The following is a 21,708-nucleotide window of genomic DNA, read 5'->3' as shown; positions in this document are numbered from 1 at the left end:
TGGTGAAAAACCCAAACGGGCTAATTTAACAGGTAAGGATACAGCTAGGGCGAAACCTAGTCAAGGTCTGTCTCCCATTCTTGAGTGTGGGAAAGGAAGTGACGAAATGTGATTTTAATCCATTGAGTCACAACAAGAGTGAATCCATTGAATTTTAATCAATGGAGAACTCAAAGTATTGTCCACTATCCACTGGTCACTGATAACTGGTCACCGTAAAAAACCCCTCTCTGCCTTAACAGAAAGGGGAAAAGAGCATTAAAAATAAATTGCTTTAACTAGTGGGAGTGGCAGCAACCGCAAGGTTTTCAGGGAGAACATTCCGTAACCGTTGACCGTAGAGATCTAAAGCATTTCCGCCTAATAAAAGGGCAAGATGATCGCGATCGTAATCCGCAACCTTTGCTGCATCAGACACACAGTTTCTTAAAACCCCATCCCAATGACCATAGTCGCCCGAGAAACAGGTAATATGTTTTCCAATTTCACCCATGGCTTGGGGAAGATAAGCAGGACCGGGATCGTCTGATTCAAACGAGGTAAAGATTTGTCCTCGTTCAAAATAGTCTAAGGGATCGCGGTGGCGTAAATCGTAGTGTTCATAAAGACTTTCATCTTCAATTTGTGTGGGATCATGTTGTTTATTCCACAACAGATCAAATAAGTTCCGCGCCTGCGAGATAATATTGACGTTATTTTGTCCGCCGTATTCTTGCACCATTAACTTAGTGAAGTCCATTAAGGAAGGACGATAAGGATGTTTGGGATCGAAATCGCGAATCCGTTTTTCCCAATGTTCATGGAAAGCATGGGCGAGATCAGGAACCCAACCACATCCCCCTTCCAGGAAGCCCACACGGAGATCAGGGAATTGTTCAAACGCGCCATCAAAGACCATCCGGGCTAAGGCGAGTTGTTGCTGGTTTCGTTGGACAAAAATATGAGTGAGAACAAAGGTTTCGGTATGGTCTGCTAAACCACCCACCATATAAGATCCAGGTCCACCATGAATCCCTAAGCCAATATCGAGATCGACAGCAGCTTGCAGAATGGGACGGAAATCAGGGTGAGAAACCGATTTTGCGGTACGGATATCTGGGAACGCATCTGGGGCTTTCGGATGAGGAATGGGAAGGTTTGGCGCAACCGCCACGGAAATCATCCCTAGTTCATTGACGCAGCGATACATCTCTTTTACTGCTTCATCCACATCTTGCAGGGGAATGACACCAATCGGTTGCAAACGATTGTCATAGCCTTTACAATCATCTGCCATGTAGTTGTTGTAGGCTTTACACAGGGCAACAGCAAGATCTTTATCTAAAATGCTAGAAAAGATCAGGTTTAATGTTCCATAGATGACATGGACATCAATCCCTTCTTCGTCCATGTGCTGAATCCGCACTTTGTTGAACATTGCCCCTAAAGTAGTATCAGGGTGTAAGTTGCGGAAACCGCCTTTTCCTAACCCTTGCGGTTGCGGGAACATCCGAACAAAATCATTGGTTTTGGTCTGGGGGTTGTAATCAACGATTCTGGCGCGTTGGTCTCCTAAGCTGTCAACCACTAATCCCACGCGATCGCGATATTCGGGTTCTAGATAATCTCGTAAAATGAGCGGATTTTCTAATTTATGGGCATCCGCATCAATGACTAATAAGCCGTTATACATGAATTAAAGACTCCTCACAAAGGGTTTGACTACAGTTGATTTAATTGGATTGTTGTTTTGTGGCTTGGAATAACTGACGTAAACCAAACCAGTTTTCAAATGACCAAGACATCGAAGCTAGAATGACAATTCCAGGATATTTTTTAAATGCTGGTTCATTTTTCTCGAAAAAGGTATGTCCACCAATGGCTAAAACTTGGGTTAAGACACCACAAACGAGACTGAGTCGCCAGTCGATGAACAAATAACCAATCCCCACAAAGACGAGAATATTAACGATGTGGTGTAAAGCCTGATTAATTGGGTTTTGATGACTTGCAATGAAGTGTGCTTTTGCCTCTTGGAAGTAACTCAACGTCACTCTCCTTTCTAAAACAAGTGTTGAGAAATTTGTACAGTTGGGAACTGAGAATGACCTGATTCGGAGATTAATTCTTGCCCACTGCAATCAGTGTAATCTACCACCATTTGAGGGCAAAATAGCTGGTTTGCTGGGACAATTCTTCTTCTGTCAGCCAATCGACTTGCTTGTACGTGCCAAAGACATGATCCCACCAATCCACTCCTAAACCAAAATTATGATGCCACATTCCATATTTATGATGAACATAGTGAACGGGCATTTTCATCCAGAAGCAACGGGTGGGGTTTTCGTGTTGCAGTTGATGGGCGTAAGCAGAAAAGGCAGCATAGGTTAGCGCACCGAGTAACCAACCGCTTCCGATTTCTACGGAAATCAAAAACGGCAATCCCATCGCGATCGCGCTGCCCTTAACATAATCCAAGAACTCCCAGATCACCCCTTGTCCTTCATTCCGACGATGATGATCCCGATGACGTTCGCCAAATTTTTGGGAAGCGTGCATCAGGCGGTGTATCCAGTATTCCACCAAACTCGCAACCACAAACGCAGCAAGAAAGCTAATTAAAACAATCATCACTCCTATCTTCCTCAGATTCCTTCCTAGATTCTATACAAAATTTCCCGAATTGTTGCCCAAGTGGGCTGTTTTAAGAATTGCTTAATCATCCTTTGCGTCTGATGCGGTAAAGCGAGAATATTTCCCAATACAGGTCGCCACCGTTGCCAAGATAAATAGCCTTCCGCTTGGGCAGAAACTTGCCAAAACCGACTGACTGAACAAGATATTTCATTAGTGTCAAGGGTGCTAATTTCATGCCACCATCCCACAGGAATAAAAAGCACTTCTCCCGCATTTAAGGTCACAGTTTTTTGTTCCCGAAGCGCAAGATTTAAATCAGGAAATTTTGTCAAATCTTTCGTTTCTAAATCCACTTGACTATAACAACAGCGTAATTTCATCCCATGAGTCAAATGAACCCAAATCGGAAAGGGATATAAAAATGGGGTAACCCGAGGAGGAAAAAGAATCACTTTTTTCTGACCGTAAAGCTGACAGAGTGTCCCATGTAGAATATCGTAGTGTAGGGAGGCGGTATGTCCCCCATGTCCCATATACATCCGATAGTCAGTGACTGGAGTTAAATTGAGTTTAGACCCCAATGCTTGTAAGGAATGGCTTTGGGATAAGGGAGTATCCTTGAGATCGGCTTTCGCTAAATAAATATCTTCCGCTTTGGCTTGACCATTGCGTAGCATTTGGGCATACTCAGAAAATAGCATTTCTCGCACTTCTACCCCACTGCCAATACTCTGCCATTTTTGTTTATCCTGTTGATAGCGTTGCTGTCCATAATGCCGAAATAAAAACCGATGATCGCTTATGGTTTCGCAAAGATAATCTAAGTTCCATTCCGTATCTTTTCCCAATAATCCAGTGATAACTATTGGAATCTTAAAATTATCTAAAGATTCTAAAGATAAATCGCAGAGAGCAATTTTCTGGATCGTTTTACTGATCATAAATCAAACTTAAATTCACCTCAATTCATTATATCTTTAATTCTGATGTCTAATCTTTTATTAAGTCTTTTAAGTCAGACTTCCCAAGTGGCAAAAATACAATTTCAACAACAAACCAAAGCCGTTATCAAAACACAAGAGAAATTTTTACAAGCCGTACTGACTCGGCATCAAAATACACTTTTCGGACAAGAAGAAAAATTGAGTCAGATTAAAAGTATTGATGAATTTCGATCGCGCATGAGAGTTCGCAACTATGATGAATATGAACCGTATATCCAACAGATGGCAGCAGGAGAAGAAAATATTTTAACGCGCGATCGCGCCGTCTATTTCAACACCACCAGTGGTTCAACAGGAAAACAAAAACTGATTCCAGTCACGAAAAAGTTTCAAAATTCCTTAGGCTGGGCAAACTTAATTAGTATCGGTTTTCTCAGTACAGCATTAAAAAAAAGAGGCACACATTTACGAAAACTTTTGCTGACCAACAGCACCAATATTTCTGGTTACACCTCAGGGGGAATTCCCTATGGTAGTGGTTCTGCTGGCGTTTTAAAAATGGGAAAATGGGTCTATCAACAACTCTTTGCGAATCCTTACGAAACCTTACAAGTGAGTGATAGTTTCGCCCGTCATTATCTCTGCCTTCTCTTTGCCCTACAAAATCCAGAAACAGGCGGAATTGTTGCTAATTTTCCCATGCTGATTCTGAGGACTTGTCAATATTTAGAACAGTATAGTGATGACCTCATTGATAACTTAAAAACAGGAACAATTCCCAACTGGTTAACCCTTGAATCTCACTTACGAAATCAACTCGAAAAACAACTCCAACCGCAACCGCAACGCGCCCAACAATTACAAACGATTTTAACTCGTCAAGGACGATTAACCCCTCCGCAAGTTTGGGAAAACCTCTCCTATATCGCCACCGCAAGAGGAGGAACATCAGACTTTTATTTACAACGTTTCCCCCACTACCTCGAAAATACCCCCGTTTTTGGCGCTGCTTACGCCTCCGCCGAAGCCACTTATAGCATCTATCCCGATCTCGACGTGGATGGGAGTGTCTTAGCAGTAGGGACGGGTTTCTTTGAATTTATTCCTGAATCAGAATGGGATGCAAAAGAACCCCAAACCCTACTCGCAGTAGAAGTCGAAATCGGACAACGCTACCGAATTCTTGTCACAAACTATAGTGGCTTTTACCGTTACGATAATGGCGATGTTGTGCAAGTTGTGGGGTTTTACAATCAAGCCCCCCTCATTGTATTTCGTCATCGTCGCGGAGGACTCATTTCTTCCACCGTTGAGAAAACAACAGAAGCTCATGCGGTCGCCGTCATGCAACGGTTACAAACCGAATTTAATCTCACCTTAGAAGACTTTTGTCTCACCCTGTCCGAAAAAGAAACCCCAGCCCATTACATTCTCAATATTGAACTTCCTCCTGATCAGGCGTTACCCAACTTAGAAAAACTCTTGTTACGATTTGATGAAATCTTAAAAGAAGTCAATCCCCGCTATGGCGCAAAACGGCAAGACTTAGTCCCACCCCCCCAACTGCATTTACTGGCTTCAGGAAGTTTTAATATTGTGCGAAAACGGCAGCTAGAGAGAGGTGTACCTGACTCCCAACTCAAATTTCCTCATATTAGCGAAGATCGAACCTTAGTCGCAGGGTTGACGGTGTTGCAAACAGTTCGATCACCAAACCCCTCTCAGTCCGCTAGAGAGAGGGAACTTGATTCGTAATGAAAGATCTGTGAGTCGTTGCTCATTGCCTCTCATCTGCACGTTATAATTTGTTACGAAACCTACAATTACCCTCTATCTGTATTATTTTTTATGAGTAATCCTGCTCTGCACGCCTTTTATGTCGGTCGCGCTTTTGCGGAAGTCCTTGGTGAGCGTATCGAAGATACCGTCACCAACAGTCTCAGTGAATTAGGACAACTCGAAGCAAAACAACGAGAAGCCATGCGAGACTTTGTGGAAGAAGTGATGGCTCGCGCTGAACAAAACGAAGGTCAGTCAACTTCCAGTGCCACTTCCACCACCACTGAGCCTAGTTCGGCATCAAGTACGAAAACAACCACTCGCCGTTCACCAGAAGATGTACAAGCGATGGTTGATGAGTTAAGAGCTTCCATCGCCAGCTTACGCACCGAACTCAACGCCTATCGAAGCCAAAACGAATCATAACGGAATTTCTTTCTAAGTGAAGTTTTCCGTTGCACTCTACCGCCAAAACGCTATCAAGGAATCGTGCTGTGTCTGCGCTCTCTGAGAAATCGAATCAGCCTCTAAACAAACAATTGTCCTCCGCTTCTTCTTCCCCAGAAGCGGGGAAAAAAGCCTATCGTTGGAACCGAGAAAACTATTCCCGCAACCGCCGACGGTTGGATATTTGGTTTTTTGTGCTTACACTTCTCTTCAAACTGTGGTTAGAAGGGAAAAAATGGAGCTATATCGGCGGTTATAGTGAAGAAAAAAAGAAAGCTCGCCGTCAAGCCAGAGCAGTATGGATTCGAGAAAGTCTCTTAGAGTTAGGTCCCACCTTTATTAAAGTGGGTCAACTCTTCTCCACTCGCGCTGATATTTTCCCGATTGAGTATGTGGATGAACTCTCGAAACTCCAAGATCGAGTTCCTGCCTTTGACTTTGAACAGGTCGCAGCCATTATTAAAGAAGACTTAGGCAAATCCGTTGACCAACTCTTTCCAAGTTTTGACCCCACGCCGTTAGCAGCAGCGAGTTTAGGACAAGTTCACAAAGCGCAACTCCATAATGGGGAAACCGTTGTTGTCAAGGTCCAACGTCCAGGTCTGAAAAAATTATTTACCATTGATTTAGCCATCCTCAAGCGCATTGCTCGCTATTTCCAAAATCATCCCCGTTGGGGAAAGGGACGGGATTGGATAGGCATTTATGACGAATGTTGTCGCATTCTCTGGGAAGAAGCCGACTATCTCAACGAAGGGCGTAATGCAGATACGTTCCGCCGTAATTTCCAAAACTATAAACAAGTGCGCGTTCCCCGCGTTTATTGGCGTTATACCTCCTTACGAGTGTTAACGTTAGAATTTGTTCCCGGGATTAAAGTCAGTCATCACGAAGCCCTCGATGCAGCAGGGGTTGATCGCAGTGTCATCGCTCGTTTAGGTGCGGAAACCTATCTGCAACAACTCCTCTATGATGGCTTCTTTCACGCCGATCCTCATCCTGGTAATTTAGCGGTTAGTCCCCAAGGACAACTCATTTTTTATGATTTTGGCATGATGGGACGGATTAAAGGCAATGTTCGGGAACAATTGATGGAGACCCTGTTTGGCATTGCGGAAAAAAATGGCGATCGCGTCTTAAAATCCTTGGTTGAATTGGGCGCACTTGCCCCTGTTGGCGACACCAGTGCGGTTCGTCGTTCGATTCAGTATATGCTGGATAACTTCATGGATGAACCCTTTGAGGAACAATCTGTTGCTGAAATCAGTGATGATTTATACGAAATTGCCTATAACAACCCCTTTCGGTTTCCCGCCACCTTTACTTTCGTCATGAGAGCCTTTTCCACTCTGGAAGGGGTCGGGAAAACCCTTGACCCTGAATTTAACTTTATGGCCGTGGCGCAGCCTTATGCGATGGATCTTATGAACAGTAACGGTTACGATAGCAACAAGACTTTTCTCGATGAAATTGGACGACAAGCAGCCCAAGTGAGTTCAACGGCGTTGGGCTTACCCCGTCGCGTCGAAGAAACCATTGATAAGCTAGAGAGAGGTGATCTCCGCCTGCGGGTTCGTTCCATTGAAACGGATCGCATTTTACGACGGATGAGTGGCGTGCAACTCGGAACAAATTACACCTTACTCATCGTCGGCTTTACCATCTCAGCCACCCTACTCATTGTCAATGACTTTATCACTTTAGCTGTGATTATGGCGTTTGCTGCAGGGGCATCTGGATTTGCATTTATTCGTTTATTAAAACGTTTAGATCGTTGGGATCGAATGCAATAAACCGATAAAATAAACCTATTATTTTTTGTTCTGTACACTGGTTATAAAAAAAGGCTATGAAACGTCGCTTTAATGGGCGAACTGATACTGGAATGATGCGTGCAGTCAACCAAGACTGCTTATACTACGATCCGCGAGGGCGTTTCTTTATCGTTGCCGATGGCATGGGTGGACACGCTGGCGGACAAGAAGCCAGTAAAATCGCGACACAAGCTATTAGTGATTACCTAGAAGAACATTGGGACTGTGATCTCAACTCAGAAGTGTTGCTTCACCAAGCCGTTGAGGAAGCCAACGAAAAAATCATTGCCGATCAACAAACCCATCCCGAACGGGCGGAAATGGGAACAACGGTTGTCGGTGTGATCTTTCGTAAAAATCAAGCCTGGTGTGTTCATGTGGGAGACTCTCGACTCTACCTCTGGCGAGATCATGAACTGATTCAACTCACTGAAGATCATACTTGGGTGGCTTGGGCGCTCAAGTCAGGTACGATTTCCCCAGCAGAAGCAGAAGTTCACCCTTGGCGGCACGTTTTATCCCAGTGTTTAGGTCGCAAAGAACTCTATAGCATTGATATTGATATTCTCAATATTCAACCGCGCGATCGGCTCTTGCTCTGTAGTGATGGTTTAACTGGAGAAGTCCGAGAAGAGGAAATTAATCGTTATCTCAATGCTGCGGAAACCTGTGATAAAGCAGTCACTCAACTCATTGAAACGGCCAAAGAAAACGGGGGTTCAGACAATATTACCGTGATCGTCATTGAAGAAGGGGAAACTGAAGACAGTTTCGGTAGTCAAGATGCCACCGAAACCTTGTCCTCAGAATATTAATGCCTTGGCTTAATTGAGATCTAAACTGTCATAACCAGAAGGAAGGTCTAAAGCGGAATCGTCATCTTCTGCAAAAGGAGACGGTTCATCAAGGGGAGATGCTTCTTCTGGGGAAGGACGGTCTTGGTCAATATCAGCAAGATCGCCCAGATTAAATAAGAAGGGAACACTGCTCTTGTTTTCTCCTCCCATCACTAAGACATTGGGCATTTGTGAGCCACCATCACGCCATGCTGCGATCGCTTCTTTTTGCAGAACTAATGATCCTCCTTGGGCGCGTAAGGTTTCTGCGAGTAAGCGTTGGGCTTCCGCTCGTCCTTTGGCGCGATTAATATCGGCTTGGGCTTTTTGTTCTGCTTCTCGGGCAATGTAAACCGCCCGTTGCGCACTTTGTTCAGCAATTTGTTTGTCTTCTACTGCCTGAGCAAAGGCTTTAGTAAAGTTGAGATCAACGACGCTGGTATCAAGAACAATAATTCCATATTTCTCCAGTCGTTGGTTCAAGGCGACATCAAAATCTGCTTTTAATTCATCACGTCGGGTGATCGCTTCTTCTGCCGTTTTTCGTGCTGCAGCCACTTTAAAGGATTCTTGAGTTTGTGGAGAAATAATTTTTGCCACCACATTACTCAATGTTCCTTGTTTACGGCGGATATCCACCACTTTCACCGGATCAAGACGAAAGTTGATGGCAAAACTGGCATTTAAGTCTTGTAAATCTTTAGTGGCACTTTGCGCTGGCACTTCATATTTTTGAACAGTGACATCATAGACATCAACCTTGGAAATGATAGGGGGTTTAAAGTGAATCCCTTCTAAAAGGGGGTTTTCTTGGGGTTTCCCTAAAATACTGAGTACCCCCGCTTCCCCTGGGTTAATGACGGTGTATGAGTTAAAGCCAATGATGAGTAAGACAGCAGCGATTATACCACCAATAATGGCAGTTAGGCTTTGGATATTGGGTTGAGTCAAGAATTTTGCTCCGTGTTGGTTGTTGGTTATTTGTTATTTGTTATTTGTTACAGAACTCGCCGCACGCGCCCAGATACTTCCTCTAACAATAGTTAACGCTTGGTTTCCTGCACCAACGGCTATAAACCACCATAACTTGGAGGCAAATCAAGGGAAGAAGAGTCCTCCTCATTATCCTCAAAGGGAGAAGGTTCATCAAGGGGAGACGCATCTTCTGGGGAAGGACGGTCTTGGTCAATATCGGCAAGATCCCCCAGATTAAATAAGAAGGGAACACTGCTGTTATTTTCGCCACCCATGACTAAAACATTGGGCATTTGCGACCCCCCTTGTCGCCAAGCTTCAATGGCTTCTTTTTGCAGAACTAATGACCCTCCTTGGGCACGTAAGGTTTCCGCGAGGAGACGTTGCGCTTCTGCTTTCCCTTTGGCGCGATTAATATCGGCTTGCGCTTCTTGTTCTGCTTCCCTAGCAATGTAAACCGCTCGTTGCGCCCGTTGTTCGGCAATTTGTTTGTCTTCTACTGCTTGGGCAAACTCTTTAGTAAAGTTCAAGTCAATCACACTGGTATCTAAAACAACGATACCATACTTGTCGAGGCGTTGATTAAGGGCAATATCAAAGTCCTCTTTTAATTCATCCCGTCGGGTGATCGCTTCTTCGGCGGTTTTCCGTGCTGCAGCCACTTTAAACGATTCTTGAGTTTGGGGGGCAACAATTTTAGAAACGACGTTACTGAGTGTCCCTTGCTTCCGACGAATATCAACCACTTTTACGGGATCAAGACGAAAGTTAATGGCAAAACTGGCTTTAAGATCCTGTAAGTCTTTAGTTGCACTTTGGGCAGGAACTTCAAATTTCTGCACCGTCACATCATACACATCAACTTTGGAAATGAAAGGAATTTTATAATGAATCCCTTCGAGAAGAGCATCTTCTTGGGCTTTTCCCAGAATGCTGAGTACCCCTGCTTCCCCTGGATTAATTACCACATACGAGTTAAAACCAATCAGGATCAGGAGTGCTGCAATAATCCCACCGATAATTGCGGTCAGACTTTGGGTGGTTTGCTTGGTCAAGGTCTTTATTTCTCCTTAATGGGCGTGTCCTAGAGCTTTTTTGAGTGGGTTGAGAAATGGGTATCCTCAATGATTCACTGTCAAAACTACTCTGCTCATCCTTATATCACAGGTCTGAAATCCTGTCGAAGACGACATTAGTATTGTTGGATTGAGGAGGAAGAGGTGCAGTTCCTCCCCGTGTCCTATAACAGGACTACTTTCCTGCACGAAGTTAAGTGAGCCTCGCCAAAGTTTAAGGGCGGTAACTTTCTTTCGCAGCACTGTTTTACCTCTTGCTACAACTGTTTAACTGCTTGGTTCTAGAGCTTAGAACTGGCTTCGCATTCTAAGGTAGGACTTTTAACGCTTCCCCTAAACGTAGCCCCGTGAGAGGAACTTAAGCTGGTCAGCTATCAAAGAAAAGAGCCCTAAGCCTCTTCTTTCAAGAAGAGGTGCTGACCAACGGTCGCATCTTGCCCCTTCCGTTTAGGAAGGTGTAATCTGCGACTAATTGTTATAGCACTACCGATTCATGTTAAAACATAGGTGACGTTGTTAGCGACCAAGAATGATCTAGGGACTACCGCCTAAACTCCTTACCTATCCTTGACGAGTGAGCGGTAAATTCCATTTTTCATCTTCTTTTCGGCGTAATACAGTTTGATAGATTCCCATTTGATTCTGTTCAAAACCGATCGCGCAACCGACTAAATATAGTTGCCAAATGTTATATAATTTTTCACCAATTAGCTGCACCGCTTCTGTTTTTGCTTTTGCTAAATTGTCAGCCCAACGGCGTAAGGTTAAGGCGTAATGGGGTCGCCAGTTATCCACGTCAACAATTTCCCAACGGGCTTTTTCTGCTTCTCGCAACATCGGTGTCAGTTGAATGAGTTCGCCATCTGGGAAGATATAGCGATTAATAAACCGTTCTCCAATACTCGAACCATTCCATTGATCAGTAGAAGTAATGCCATGATTGAGAAATAAACCACCCGATTTTAAGCACTGATATGCACTTTGAAAATAGGCGGGATATTGGTTTAACCCCACGTGCTCGATCATGCCAACAGATACAATTTTATCAAACGTGGGCTCTTTCGGTAAGTCGCGATAGTCCAACAGATGCACTTCCAGTTGATCCGCTAAGCCTTCTTCTTGGATGCGTTGGCGATTGTACGCCACTTGTTTTTCACTGAGGGTGATTCCATACCCTTTAATGCCATAATGTTTGGCAGCCCAACGCAGCATCGCCCCCCAACCGCAACCGATATCAAGGAGGGTTTCTCCCGATTGTAATTTCAATTTACGACAACTGATGTCTAATTTTTGTTCTTGGGCTTCAGCCAGACTCATTAACGGATGTTCAAAATGAGCGCAGGAATAGACCATCCACGGGTCTAACCAAAGTTGATAAAAGTTATCTCCCACATCATAATGATGTTGAATCGCAGCGCGATCGCGCTCTTTACTATGAACTTCTCCATCACGGTTATTTTCAGGATTCACATTAAGCGGTAAACGAGGAAGAAATAAACACTGTAACCAGGCTTTGATTCCTTGCGTGCGCTTTAATCCTTTCCAAGCCAAATGTTGTCCCAGATGAACAATGTTTTCAATCTCACCGTGGAAGTCAAACCAACCATTTAAATATGCTTCTGTTAACACTAAAGGATCCCGTTTTAGGATCAGAGACCGTAAAACACCAGGATGGCGAAAGTCTAATTCAACACTGGAATCTCCTGCTTTTCCTAAGTTTAAAATTTCTCCTTCCCAAAATTGGATTTTAACGGGATGCGGAAAGTCTTCTAAAGCAGTAACGAGCCAGTTTCGGAGGGTTGCGGGTAATGTTGCGTGTCCCATAGTACCTCTTTTTTGTGCTTTCTAGAATAGACTCAATCTATTTAGTTTTAGCCTAAAATATTTTTAGATGAAGATAATCTATCCAGTGATATGTTTTTACTTAAAATAAATTAATCTGGTAATTTTAGGACGAGTGAGTTACATTTTAAAGTTTTGTTCTTGGTTCTTGGTTCTTAGTTCTTTGGTAACTGATAACTGATAACTGTTCACTGTTAACTGATAACTGGTCACTGGTCACTGTCCTCAACCGACTAAAAAACGCTATCTATGGAATATAAAACTGCTTTTCTGACAATTGCAACTCAAGATCTAGAAACCTTAGTTAATTTTTACAAAACTCTATTAGAGAATAATCCAGAGCCTTATCTTCCGAATAAATATGCTGAATTTCAACTAGCAGGGGGATTAAAATTAGGAATTTTTCAACCGAAAGATACACACAAAAATGAATTTAGTCAGCCTGAAAAGAGTGCGATGAGTTTATGTATTGAAGTGGGTGATTTAGACAGCGCGATCGCGCAATTATCTGCTTTAGGCGATTCACCTTCAGGGGAAGTTACTACCGCCTCTCATGGCAAGGAAATCTATGCTTATGATCCCGATGGAAATCGCTTAATTCTTCATTGTTCAACTTAATTCACCGAAAGCGCGGGAGGCTACGACCGAGCGCGAAGCGGGTTAGCGTAGTTTATCAAATCATGCAACCCTTTGTGATCTTTGTGTTTTGTGGTTCAATAAAAAAATCCCCCCAAACAGGATGGAATGAGGGGAAAAATAATGATTTAGAATTGAGCGATTGTATTACTCACAAAACTCACCATGTTGTGTGTTATCGGTAAGCTATCAACGACAATTCCTGTACAGAGAAGCATCATGTAGAGAATCGAATACTTAAACACCGATCGCGCTTTCATTTTATCCTCTGGCGTTTGTCGCAACTCCCAAGTTTTGACAATAAATGTTATCCCGAGAATCCCTGCAAATAGCGCGTAAATCACTCCAGACTCACCGAGGGGATAAATCAAACCAAAGGTTAAAGGAACAACGAAAATCGTATAATTAAACACTTGTTCGGCAGTATTTTTTGCCCCTTTTACCACAGGTAACATCGGAACATTGACTTCCGCATAATCATCACAGATCATCATCGCCAACGCCCAAAAATGGGGGGGAGTCCAGAAGAAAACAATGGCAAATAAAAACCATGCGGTCCAGCTTAACTCACCCGTTACCGCAGCCCAACCGACTAAGGCGGGAATTGCACCCGCAGCACCGCCAATGACAATATTCTGGGTGCTGTGACGTTTTAGCCAGTGGGTATAAACCAGCATATAAACGAAGATACCCGATAAGGCGAGTAAAGCACTGAGGACATTCACAAACCAAGCCATCAGACTAAAAGAAAGAATCGCTAAAGCAATGGCAAATAATAAAGCGTGTTGCGGTTGCACTCTTCCGGAAGGAATGGGGCGTTTCCGAGTGCGCTGCATCTCATAATCAATATCTTTATCGTAGATGCAGTTAAGGGTTTGCGCGGAAGCTGCTGCTAAAGTTCCCCCAAGCAGCGTAATAAAGACATTAAAGGGGTCAACTTGTCCTTTTCCCGCCAACCACATCGCTGCTGCGGTGGTAATCAGTAATAAGGGAATAATACGCGGTTTGGTGAGTTGATAATAACTCTGAATTACTTGTAAAAACGTTTCGTTACGGGGAGAAAGACTAGTCCCTGTCATATTGATTCCTTGAAAATTCAACAATTAAAAGTAATGAGAAGCGGGGCGATTAGATAGAAGTAGAGGGAACTGCGCGATCGCGCACTGCTAAGACGGTATAAGCCACCAATCCCCCTAGTAAAGCAGCCCCAACCGCTTGATGGGTGACAGTGAGGGGTTCCACTTGCAGGTGCAGATGAAACGTGGCAAACCCCACTAAAATTTGTAGTAGGAGAAAGATTCCGGAAAGATTCGCTAACTGACGTAACATCGGATGGAGGGCGGGCGTGCGCCAAGAAAAAATCACCACCGCTAAGGTTGCTATACTTGCGGGGAGAACACCCGCCAGATGGGTATTCATCACTGAACAGAGTTCAAACCCCGTATAACATTGATGCACCGCCCAGCGAGAAGCAATTAATCCCCCTAAGAGGCTTTGCAGATAAACTAATCCTGCTGCCATACCGCCAACCCAAGGGAGTTTTTTCGCCGTTGTTGTCCCTTGATAGGGCAGTAAAGCGGTTCCCATCCCAATCAACAAACAGAAAAAGAGTAACGCTGTTCCTAAATGAGCGGTGACAATATCAAAACGCAGTAACTCAGTCACCGTTAGTCCCCCTAATAATCCTTGGACAATCACCAGCACTAAAGCACCAAAAGCAGCCCAAGGTAGCCAACGGGGTAATTCCCGACGCAACCAAAGACATAAACCCACCAACCCCATTGTGGTTAAACCAATTAACGCTGCATCAAGGCGGTGAAACCATTCTAAGAACACCTGTAAATTCATTTGTTGGGACGGCACTACCTGACCATAGCAAAGGGGCCAGTCTGGACAAGCTAAACCCGCATCCATCACGCGAGTCGCACTGCCAATTGCCATTAAAATAAAGGTTGCAATCGCAATTTTCCAAATCAATCGTCGGACTCGTTGCTGAGCAGAAATCTTCCCAGAAGAAGTATTAATTTTTGGGTAAATCGCTGATTCTGTCATAACCGCTAAAGATTATAAAAACTTTATTAGTTGCTAAGTCATAGCTGTTGATTAACTTAGCACTTGCTCAACTGTAATTTTCTGACTTTAATCCCTACTCTAATCATCTCAATTGCTGATTTCCATTGTTTTATATCTTCTTCAGATTCGGAAAAGATTCCTTTGATATTTCTTTACATTTCCTGCGGTTTCGATGTTTAGATTTGTTGCGATCCCAAAGAAAAACCAAAGAAAAGTTGAAAATTGAACAATTGACCTGAATTTTTGAATGGTTTGTTTTACCGTAGGTGAGGGATGAGCGTGTAAAGGAAAAATATTAGCTGGAAAAGGCTCGACTGAGTAAGAATTCACAGCAAAAAGAGTATTTAAGTAAATGTAAAATTGCAAACGATTAAGGAAATCAGTGTAAAAAACCGTGACTACTGCTAACAAAATTAAAATTGCCACAATTGCGATCTTAATCGCCATCATTAGCCTTTGGTATGGTCAAAATCATGGTTTACTTCCCGTGGCTGCTTCTCCAGAAGCCCAAGCGGTCGATGGGATTTTTCAACTCATGATGACCGTTGCGATGGGCTTATTTTTACTCATTGAAGGCGTATTGATTTATTCTCTCATTCGTTTTCGCCAAAAGCCTGGAGATGATAGCGATGGTCCGCCGACGGAAGGAAATGTGTCTTTAGAAATTGTCTGGACAGCGATTCCGACGGTGATTGTCTTGATTATTTCCATCTATAGCTTTGAAGTTTATAACTCAATGGGCGGATTAAATCCAGAAGCCTCCCGCGATCCCGGTCCCCAACAAGTGGCGGAAGAGACAACCCACAATGAAGGCTTACAGGGCTTAATTGCTTCTGCTTCCGATTATCTTGCTTTGGGTTTAGGAGAATCCCCTGGTAATAAGGCGAAAAACTTAACCCCCTTATCGGTGGAGGTGAATGCGATTCAGTATGCGTTTTTATTCACTTATCCGGATAGTGGGATTGTTTCGGGAGAACTGCACGTTCCTGTGGGACAACCCGTTAATCTGAAAATTGAAGCAGGGGATGTCATTCATGCCTTTTGGGTCCCGCAATTACGTCTAAAACAAGATGCGGTTCCCGGTCGAGAAACAAAAATTAGTTTTACCCCCGAACGCACTGGGGAATATCCCGTAATTTGTGCTGAACTGTGTGGTCCCTATCATGGGGCGATGAAAACCCAATTAATTATTGAAAGTCGAGACGAGTATCAGGCTTGGATTCAAGAACAACAAGTTGCCCAAAGTCAACCTTTAGACGATACCGTCGCTGTGGGAACAACCGATCCCCTATTGACTCCCTATGCCGAAAAAATTGGAGTTAATGACGAAACGTTAGAGGAATTGCACATCCATCATACGCATTAAATTATTATGACAACCCCAGTAGAAACGCCTCAAACCGAACAGTTTGAGGAAAAACGAACTTGGACCGATTACTTTACCTTCAATACAGACCACAAGGTGATTGGCATTCAATATCTTGTTACGTCCTTTATTTTCTATCTCATTGGCGGGGCGTTAGCTGCTGCGGTACGCACGGAGTTAGCCACCCCAGAATCCGATTTTGTGAGTCCAGAAGTGTATAACCAACTGTTCACCGTTCATGGTACAGTGATGATTTTTCTCTGGATTGTCCCGGCTGGTGCGGGGTTTGGGAATTATTTAATCCCCTTGATGGTGGGGGCGAAGGATATGGCATTTCCCCGCTTAAATGCAGTAGCGTTTTGGTTAATCCCCCCAGGAGGCTTGCTATTGATGGCGAGTTTCTTTGTGGGCGCACCACAAGCGGGTTGGACTTCTTATCCGCCTCTGAGTTTAATGACAGGGAAAGCAGGGGAAGAAATCTGGATTCTCAGTATTTTGGTTTTAGGAACTTCTTCGATTTTGGGGGCGATTAACTTTGTCGCCACCATTCTCAAAATGCGGATGCCAGAAATGTCCTTATTTGAGATGCCCTTATTTTGCTGGTCGATGTTAGCGACAGGGGTAATGATTTTGGTGAGTACCCCCGTTCTCGCCTCGGCACTCATTCTGTTATCTTTTGATTTAATTGTGGAGACGAGTTTCTTTAACCCCACTGGTGGCGGTGATCCGATTGTGTACCAGCATATGTTCTGGTTTTACTCGCACCCTGCGGTTTATATTATGATTTTGCCCTTTTTTGGGGTGATTTCAGAAGTTTTGCCCGTTCATTCTCGTAAACCGATTTTTGGCTACCGCGCGATCGCGTTCTCTAGTCTTGCTATTTGCTTCCTCGGGTTAATTGTCTGGGCGCACCATATGTTCAGTAGCGGAACACCTGGCTGGTTACGGATGTTCTTTATGGCAACCACCATGATTATCGCCGTTCCCACCGGAATTAAAGTCTTTGGTTGGTGTGCCACCATCTGGGGTGGCAAAATCCGTCTCAACAGTGCCATGTTATTCGGGATGGGCTTTGTCTCGGCTTTCCTCATTGGCGGATTAAGTGGCGTGATGCTTGCTTCAGTGCCGTTTGATATCCACGTCCACGACACCTATTTCATTGTTGCCCACCTGCACTATGTTCTCTTTGGCGGTAGTGTTTTAGGGTTATTCTCGGCAGTGTATCACTGGTATCCGAAGATGACTGGAAAATACCTCAACGAAACCTGGGGGAAAATTCATTTTGGACTGACCTTTATCGGTTTGAATATTACCTTCCTTCCCATGCACCAGTTAGGATTACAGGGAATGAACCGACGCATTGCCATTTATGATCCCGAATATCAACTTTTAAATATGGTTTGCACTGCGGGGTCATATATCTTAGCTGTTTCCACGTTTCCCTTCATCGTGAACTTAGTCTGGTGTGCATTCAAAGGAAAAGAAGCAGGGGCAAATCCTTGGAAAGCCCTGACTTTAGAATGGCAAACCTCTTCCCCACCGATGATTGAAAACTTTGAGGAAGAACCTGTCTTATGGTCGGGTCCCTATGATTATGGGATTGATAGCGCCGAAGAAGATGACCAATCGGTGGAAGAGTTACTTTCGGAAGTGAAAGCGGACATGAGTTAATCGTTTGTCCTTTGTCATTCGTCCTTCGTCATTTGTAGAGATGTTCTCTGGAATGTCTCTACATCACCCAATTTTTGATCACAAATTCAATCATAAGGTTAAACAATTTATGCAGAGTTCGGCCGTTAATCAGTCAGAAACCATTAATTACACAGAAGGCGCAGATACTGCCCATGAGGAACATCCTGATTTTCGGATGTTTGGGGTTGTCTTATTCCTAATTGCTGAGAGTATGATTTTTCTGGGATTATTCGCAGCGTATCTCATTTATGCGTCTGTGATGCCCGAATGGCCCCCTGAAGGCACTCCTGAGTTAGACCTGATACTCCCTGGCATTAACTCCATTATTCTGATTTCTAGCAGCTTTGTGATGCACCGGGGACAAAGTGCCATTAAAAAGAATGATACGTCTGGATTACAGTTTTGGTTTGGCTTAACCGCACTCATGGGTGCGATTTTTCTAGGGGGACAACTTTATGAATACAGTCATCTGGAGTTTGGTTTAACGACTAATTTATTTACCAGTTGTTTCTATGTTCTCACGGGCTTTCATGGGTTGCACGTCACGGTGGGCTTATTGTTGATTTTATTTGTCTTGCAGCGATCGACTCGTCAAAATCACTATAGCAGCGAGGAACATTTCGGGGTAGAAGCCTCAGAACTCTATTGGCACTTTGTTGATGTGGTGTGGGTGATTCTGTTTGGGTTAGTCTATCTGTTATAGGAATATAATGCAGGGTGGGCACTGCCCACCCTACTTTTTCAGCAGACCCTCATTCAATGAATTGCTGCAACCAAGAATCCAAAATGATTGTTAAAAGCCCATAGCTTCCGCAACTGCTTCTAACTGCGAGGGCACACCCGATTTTACTTGCGCTTGTGCATGATCAATGGCACTTTGAGGATCTTTTAAGCCATTACCAGTCAAGACACAGACAACCGTACTTTGACTCGGAATGCGATCTTTCACCTTTAATAAGCCCGCGACAGAGGCTGCACTTGCTGGTTCACAAAAGACCCCTTCTTCTCGCCCTAAAATCCGATAGGCTTCTAAAATTTCTTCATCAGTGACGGCATTAAATTCCCCTTGACTCGCGTCTTGTACCGCCATCGCTCGTTTCCAGTTTGCTGGATTGCCAATCCGAATCGCAGTGGCAATGGTATTAGGAGACTTCACGGGATGACCTTCTACCATGGGAGCCGAACCTGCTGCTTGGAAGCCCATCATGCGAGGCAGTTTTTCCGATTTATTGTGCTGATGGTATTGACAAAAACCCATCCAATATGCTGAGATATTCCCCGCATTACCAACAGGAATACATAACCAGTCGGGGGCTTCTCCCAATTGATCGACAATTTCAAAGGCTGCGGTTTTTTGTCCTTCGAGGCGATAAGGATTAACTGAGTTCACTAAGGTCACAGGATATTCTTCTGCAATGGCTTTGACAAGCTGGAAGCAATCATCAAAGTTCCCATCCACTGCAATCACTTCCGCGCCATAAAGTAGGGCTTGGGCGAGTTTGCCAAGGGCAACATAACCATCTGGAATAAGGACAAACGGCTTTAACCCGGCACGAATCGCATAAGCGGAGGCAGCAGCAGAAGTGTTACCCGTGCTGGCGCAAATGACAGCTTGCGCACCTGCTTCTTTTGCTTTAGAAATTGCCATGGTCATCCCACGGTCTTTAAAGCTACCTGTGGGATTTAAACCATCATATTTCACATAAACTTTTACGCCCCGTCCAATGCGATCTGAAAGGCTAAAAGCTGGAATCAAAGGCGTATTTCCCTCTAAGAGGGTGACAACAGGGGTTGTCGAAGTAACGGGCAAAAAAGGACGATAGGTTTCGATCAGACCAGACCAACTTGTCTGATCTTTGAGGCGATTTGGGCTGGGATTGGGGCTAACGGGCGAAACTCTAGTTGTGGTCACGGGTTCCTTTTGCAGTCTGTTCAAAAATCACTCGACAAAGAACTAGGGAATGGCGCTAGAGTCAGTTGCTTAAGCTGATGATAAGGTTGGTCGTGTTGTCACATTTGACCTCAACTCTGGCATTTGCCGATAGAGAGACAATCAACCAACCTGTTTTAAGACGCGCCCTACATTGTTTATGTGAGTCTGGGAAGATTCCCGTGTCATGTAGGTTAATCCCTAGAAAATAGGTCTCGCCCACACTTTATCACAAAAACTCAGCAGATGTGGTATCAGCGAGGAAATTAAGGGCGATCGGCGGAGGTAGGACGGACAGAAGGCTTAGAATTCCGCTTATTGCGCGGTTTGGGCTTCGGACGATCGCTTGGGGGATCTTGCCAGTTTTCATCCAACCACTGGGGACGACTTTGGTCGTAAATCATTTGTAACGCTGCAGCAGCGATCGCGTGGGCATCATATTCATCCCCTAATTCTCGGACTAAGGGTAAGAAAGATGCCATCCGTTCGCCACCCAAGCTATTTTGCAACTCTTCCCGCAGTTTTTCTAAGCGTTGGGCTTCAATTTCAGCACGGCTGGGAATGGAGAGAATATTCAGTCGTTGACGCAACCGTCGTTCGATTTGACGGAGGGTATTACGATCGCGATATTGACTTAAACTGATAGCGATACCCGTTTTACCTGCACGTCCCGTCCGTCCAATGCGATGAATATAGGTTTCGATATTATCAGGGAGGTCAAAGTTAATGACATGAGACAGATTTTCCACATCTAATCCCCGCGCTGCAATATCCGTGGCAACCACTAAGCGCACTTGATTTTTACGAAACCGTTGTACGAGTCGTTCCCGTTGTCCTTGGCTTAAATCACCATGATATTCATCAACGCTATAGCCTGCCGTTTGCAGTTCTTGCGTGATTTCACTGGCGGTGCGTTTAGTGCGGACAAAAATCAACGCCGACTCTGGGTTTTCTACTGCTAAAATCGGCTTCAGGGCTTTCCCTTTTGTCCAACCGCGAGGCACTTTATAGACCCGTTGTTCAATTTGGTTAGGAGTGCCTTTCGGACGCTCTACTTTCAAGCTGACGGGATCGTCCATAAACTGGTTAATCAATTCTTGAATCAACCGTGGCATCGTTGCCGAAAAGCAAGCCGTTTGTCGTTGTTCCGGTGCTTGTTTCAAGATTTCCCGCACATCATCAATAAAGCCCATGCTTAACATTTCATCGGCTTCATCGAGGACGACATAGCGTAAACTATTCAGACGCAGAGCCTTCCGGTTCAGTAAATCAATGATCCGTCCAGGTGTCCCCACAACCACTTGCACCCCTCGTTTCAGGGTTTGAATTTGGCGATCAATGGACTGACCCCCATAAACCGTTAAAATCTTGAGAGCGCGATCGTGGGAAAAGTTTTTCATCGCTGAGGCGACTTGCTGGGCAAGTTCCCGCGTTGGTGTCAGGATCAAGGCCTGCACCGTTCCTTCCTCAACATCAATTTGTTCTAAAATCGGCAGGGAAAAGGCTGCAGTTTTCCCTGTTCCCGTTTGGGACTGACCAACGACATCCTTCCCTTTCAGAAGTTCTGGGATGGCTTGTGCTTGTACGTCAGTCGGTTGCTCGAAGCCTAGTTTCTCCAATTGTTGTACTCTTGCCTCGGAGATGCCTAGACTTTGAAAAGAAATCGTCATAAGTATGCTGTT

The 21,708-nt window shown here is 44.3% G+C and carries 19 protein-coding genes; 8 read left to right on the top strand and 11 right to left on the bottom strand.

Annotated elements, in window-relative coordinates; all coding sequences use genetic code 11:
- Positions 1-274 precede the first annotated feature (274 nt).
- The 4 genes from PCC7418_RS19040 to PCC7418_RS19025 all read right to left on the bottom strand — a co-directional run bounded on the left by PCC7418_RS19040 (position 275) and on the right by PCC7418_RS19025 (position 3,557).
- Positions 275-1,672 carry an amidohydrolase family protein gene (locus tag PCC7418_RS19040; RefSeq protein WP_015227816.1) on the bottom strand — a complete coding sequence of 466 codons (1,398 nt, stop codon included), beginning with the start codon at positions 1,670-1,672 and terminating at the stop codon, positions 275-277.
- A gap of 40 nt (positions 1,673-1,712) precedes the next feature.
- Positions 1,713-2,033, bottom strand: a complete 321-nt coding sequence (locus PCC7418_RS19035) for an Mpo1-like protein (protein WP_235620727.1) — start codon at positions 2,031-2,033, stop codon at positions 1,713-1,715.
- A 97-nt stretch (positions 2,034-2,130) separates the two neighbouring features.
- Positions 2,131-2,610: a sterol desaturase family protein gene (locus PCC7418_RS19030; protein WP_015227814.1), complete on the bottom strand. Its 480-nt coding sequence runs from the start codon at positions 2,608-2,610 to the stop codon at positions 2,131-2,133.
- Between the two features lie 26 nt (positions 2,611-2,636).
- On the bottom strand, positions 2,637-3,557 hold the full coding sequence (locus tag PCC7418_RS19025) for a cupin-like domain-containing protein (RefSeq protein WP_015227813.1): 921 nt from the start codon (positions 3,555-3,557) through the stop codon (positions 2,637-2,639).
- A gap of 45 nt (positions 3,558-3,602) precedes the next feature.
- Here PCC7418_RS19025 and PCC7418_RS19020 point away from each other — a divergent pair, with 45 nt between their 5' ends.
- From PCC7418_RS19020 to PCC7418_RS19005, 4 genes are all read left to right on the top strand, one after another.
- Positions 3,603-5,315: a GH3 auxin-responsive promoter family protein gene (locus PCC7418_RS19020; protein ID WP_015227812.1), complete on the top strand. Its 1,713-nt coding sequence runs from the start codon at positions 3,603-3,605 to the stop codon at positions 5,313-5,315.
- Between the two features lie 93 nt (positions 5,316-5,408).
- Positions 5,409-5,765, top strand: coding sequence for a DUF6825 family protein (locus PCC7418_RS19015; protein ID WP_015227811.1), 357 nt, complete (start codon positions 5,409-5,411; stop codon positions 5,763-5,765).
- A 113-nt stretch (positions 5,766-5,878) separates the two neighbouring features.
- A complete protein-coding gene (locus PCC7418_RS19010; protein ID WP_235620818.1) occupies positions 5,879-7,579 on the top strand; it encodes an AarF/ABC1/UbiB kinase family protein in 1,701 nt (566 codons plus the stop codon).
- Between the two features lie 56 nt (positions 7,580-7,635).
- Positions 7,636-8,415 (top strand): Stp1/IreP family PP2C-type Ser/Thr phosphatase, encoded by a 780-nt coding sequence (locus PCC7418_RS19005; RefSeq protein WP_015227809.1) that lies wholly within the window; start codon positions 7,636-7,638, stop codon positions 8,413-8,415.
- A 9-nt stretch (positions 8,416-8,424) separates the two neighbouring features.
- On the opposite strand, the gene PCC7418_RS19000 is transcribed toward PCC7418_RS19005, so the two are convergent.
- The 3 genes from PCC7418_RS19000 to PCC7418_RS18990 all read right to left on the bottom strand — a co-directional run bounded on the left by PCC7418_RS19000 (position 8,425) and on the right by PCC7418_RS18990 (position 12,311).
- Entirely contained in the window at positions 8,425-9,387 is a 963-nt protein-coding gene (locus PCC7418_RS19000) for a prohibitin family protein (RefSeq protein WP_015227808.1), read from the bottom strand.
- Between the two features lie 119 nt (positions 9,388-9,506).
- The gene (locus tag PCC7418_RS18995; RefSeq protein ID WP_015227807.1) at positions 9,507-10,466 is read right to left on the bottom strand and encodes a prohibitin family protein; all 960 of its coding nucleotides are present in this window, start codon (positions 10,464-10,466) and stop codon (positions 9,507-9,509) included.
- 582 nt (positions 10,467-11,048) lie between these two features.
- Complete coding sequence (locus tag PCC7418_RS18990; protein WP_015227806.1) at positions 11,049-12,311, bottom strand: class I SAM-dependent methyltransferase; 1,263 nt, start codon at positions 12,309-12,311, stop codon at positions 11,049-11,051.
- Between the two features lie 267 nt (positions 12,312-12,578).
- On the opposite strand from PCC7418_RS18990, the gene PCC7418_RS18985 reads away from it, so the two are divergent.
- Positions 12,579-12,947 carry a VOC family protein gene (locus PCC7418_RS18985; RefSeq protein ID WP_015227805.1) on the top strand — a complete coding sequence of 123 codons (369 nt, stop codon included), beginning with the start codon at positions 12,579-12,581 and terminating at the stop codon, positions 12,945-12,947.
- 146 nt (positions 12,948-13,093) lie between these two features.
- Here the strand turns inward: PCC7418_RS18985 and PCC7418_RS18980 are convergent, their stop codons facing one another.
- Both PCC7418_RS18980 and PCC7418_RS18975 read right to left on the bottom strand, forming a co-directional pair.
- Complete coding sequence (locus tag PCC7418_RS18980; RefSeq protein ID WP_015227804.1) at positions 13,094-14,044, bottom strand: heme o synthase; 951 nt, start codon at positions 14,042-14,044, stop codon at positions 13,094-13,096.
- Between the two features lie 49 nt (positions 14,045-14,093).
- Positions 14,094-15,017 (bottom strand): heme A synthase, encoded by a 924-nt coding sequence (locus tag PCC7418_RS18975; RefSeq protein ID WP_015227803.1) that lies wholly within the window; start codon positions 15,015-15,017, stop codon positions 14,094-14,096.
- A 415-nt stretch (positions 15,018-15,432) separates the two neighbouring features.
- Here PCC7418_RS18975 and PCC7418_RS18970 point away from each other — a divergent pair, with 415 nt between their 5' ends.
- The 3 genes from PCC7418_RS18970 to PCC7418_RS18960 all read left to right on the top strand — a co-directional run bounded on the left by PCC7418_RS18970 (position 15,433) and on the right by PCC7418_RS18960 (position 18,799).
- Positions 15,433-16,404 (top strand): cytochrome c oxidase subunit II, encoded by a 972-nt coding sequence (locus PCC7418_RS18970; protein ID WP_015227802.1) that lies wholly within the window; start codon positions 15,433-15,435, stop codon positions 16,402-16,404.
- A gap of 6 nt (positions 16,405-16,410) precedes the next feature.
- Positions 16,411-18,075 carry a cytochrome c oxidase subunit I gene (gene ctaD, locus PCC7418_RS18965; protein WP_015227801.1) on the top strand — a complete coding sequence of 555 codons (1,665 nt, stop codon included), beginning with the start codon at positions 16,411-16,413 and terminating at the stop codon, positions 18,073-18,075.
- A gap of 109 nt (positions 18,076-18,184) precedes the next feature.
- Positions 18,185-18,799, top strand: coding sequence for a heme-copper oxidase subunit III (locus tag PCC7418_RS18960; RefSeq protein ID WP_015227800.1), 615 nt, complete (start codon positions 18,185-18,187; stop codon positions 18,797-18,799).
- Positions 18,800-18,889: 90 nt separating this feature from the next.
- Here the strand turns inward: PCC7418_RS18960 and thrC are convergent, their stop codons facing one another.
- Both thrC and PCC7418_RS18950 read right to left on the bottom strand, forming a co-directional pair.
- Positions 18,890-20,008 (bottom strand): threonine synthase, encoded by a 1,119-nt coding sequence (gene thrC, locus PCC7418_RS18955; protein ID WP_015227799.1) that lies wholly within the window; start codon positions 20,006-20,008, stop codon positions 18,890-18,892.
- Positions 20,009-20,292: 284 nt separating this feature from the next.
- Positions 20,293-21,696 (bottom strand): DEAD/DEAH box helicase, encoded by a 1,404-nt coding sequence (locus PCC7418_RS18950; RefSeq protein ID WP_015227798.1) that lies wholly within the window; start codon positions 21,694-21,696, stop codon positions 20,293-20,295.
- Between the last annotated feature and the right edge of the window lie 12 nt (positions 21,697-21,708).

Origin of the sequence: Halothece sp. PCC 7418 (assembly GCF_000317635.1) — a bacterium.
GTDB lineage: Bacteria > Cyanobacteriota > Cyanobacteriia > Cyanobacteriales > Rubidibacteraceae > Halothece.
This window is presented reverse-complemented; position numbering and strand designations above follow the sequence as displayed.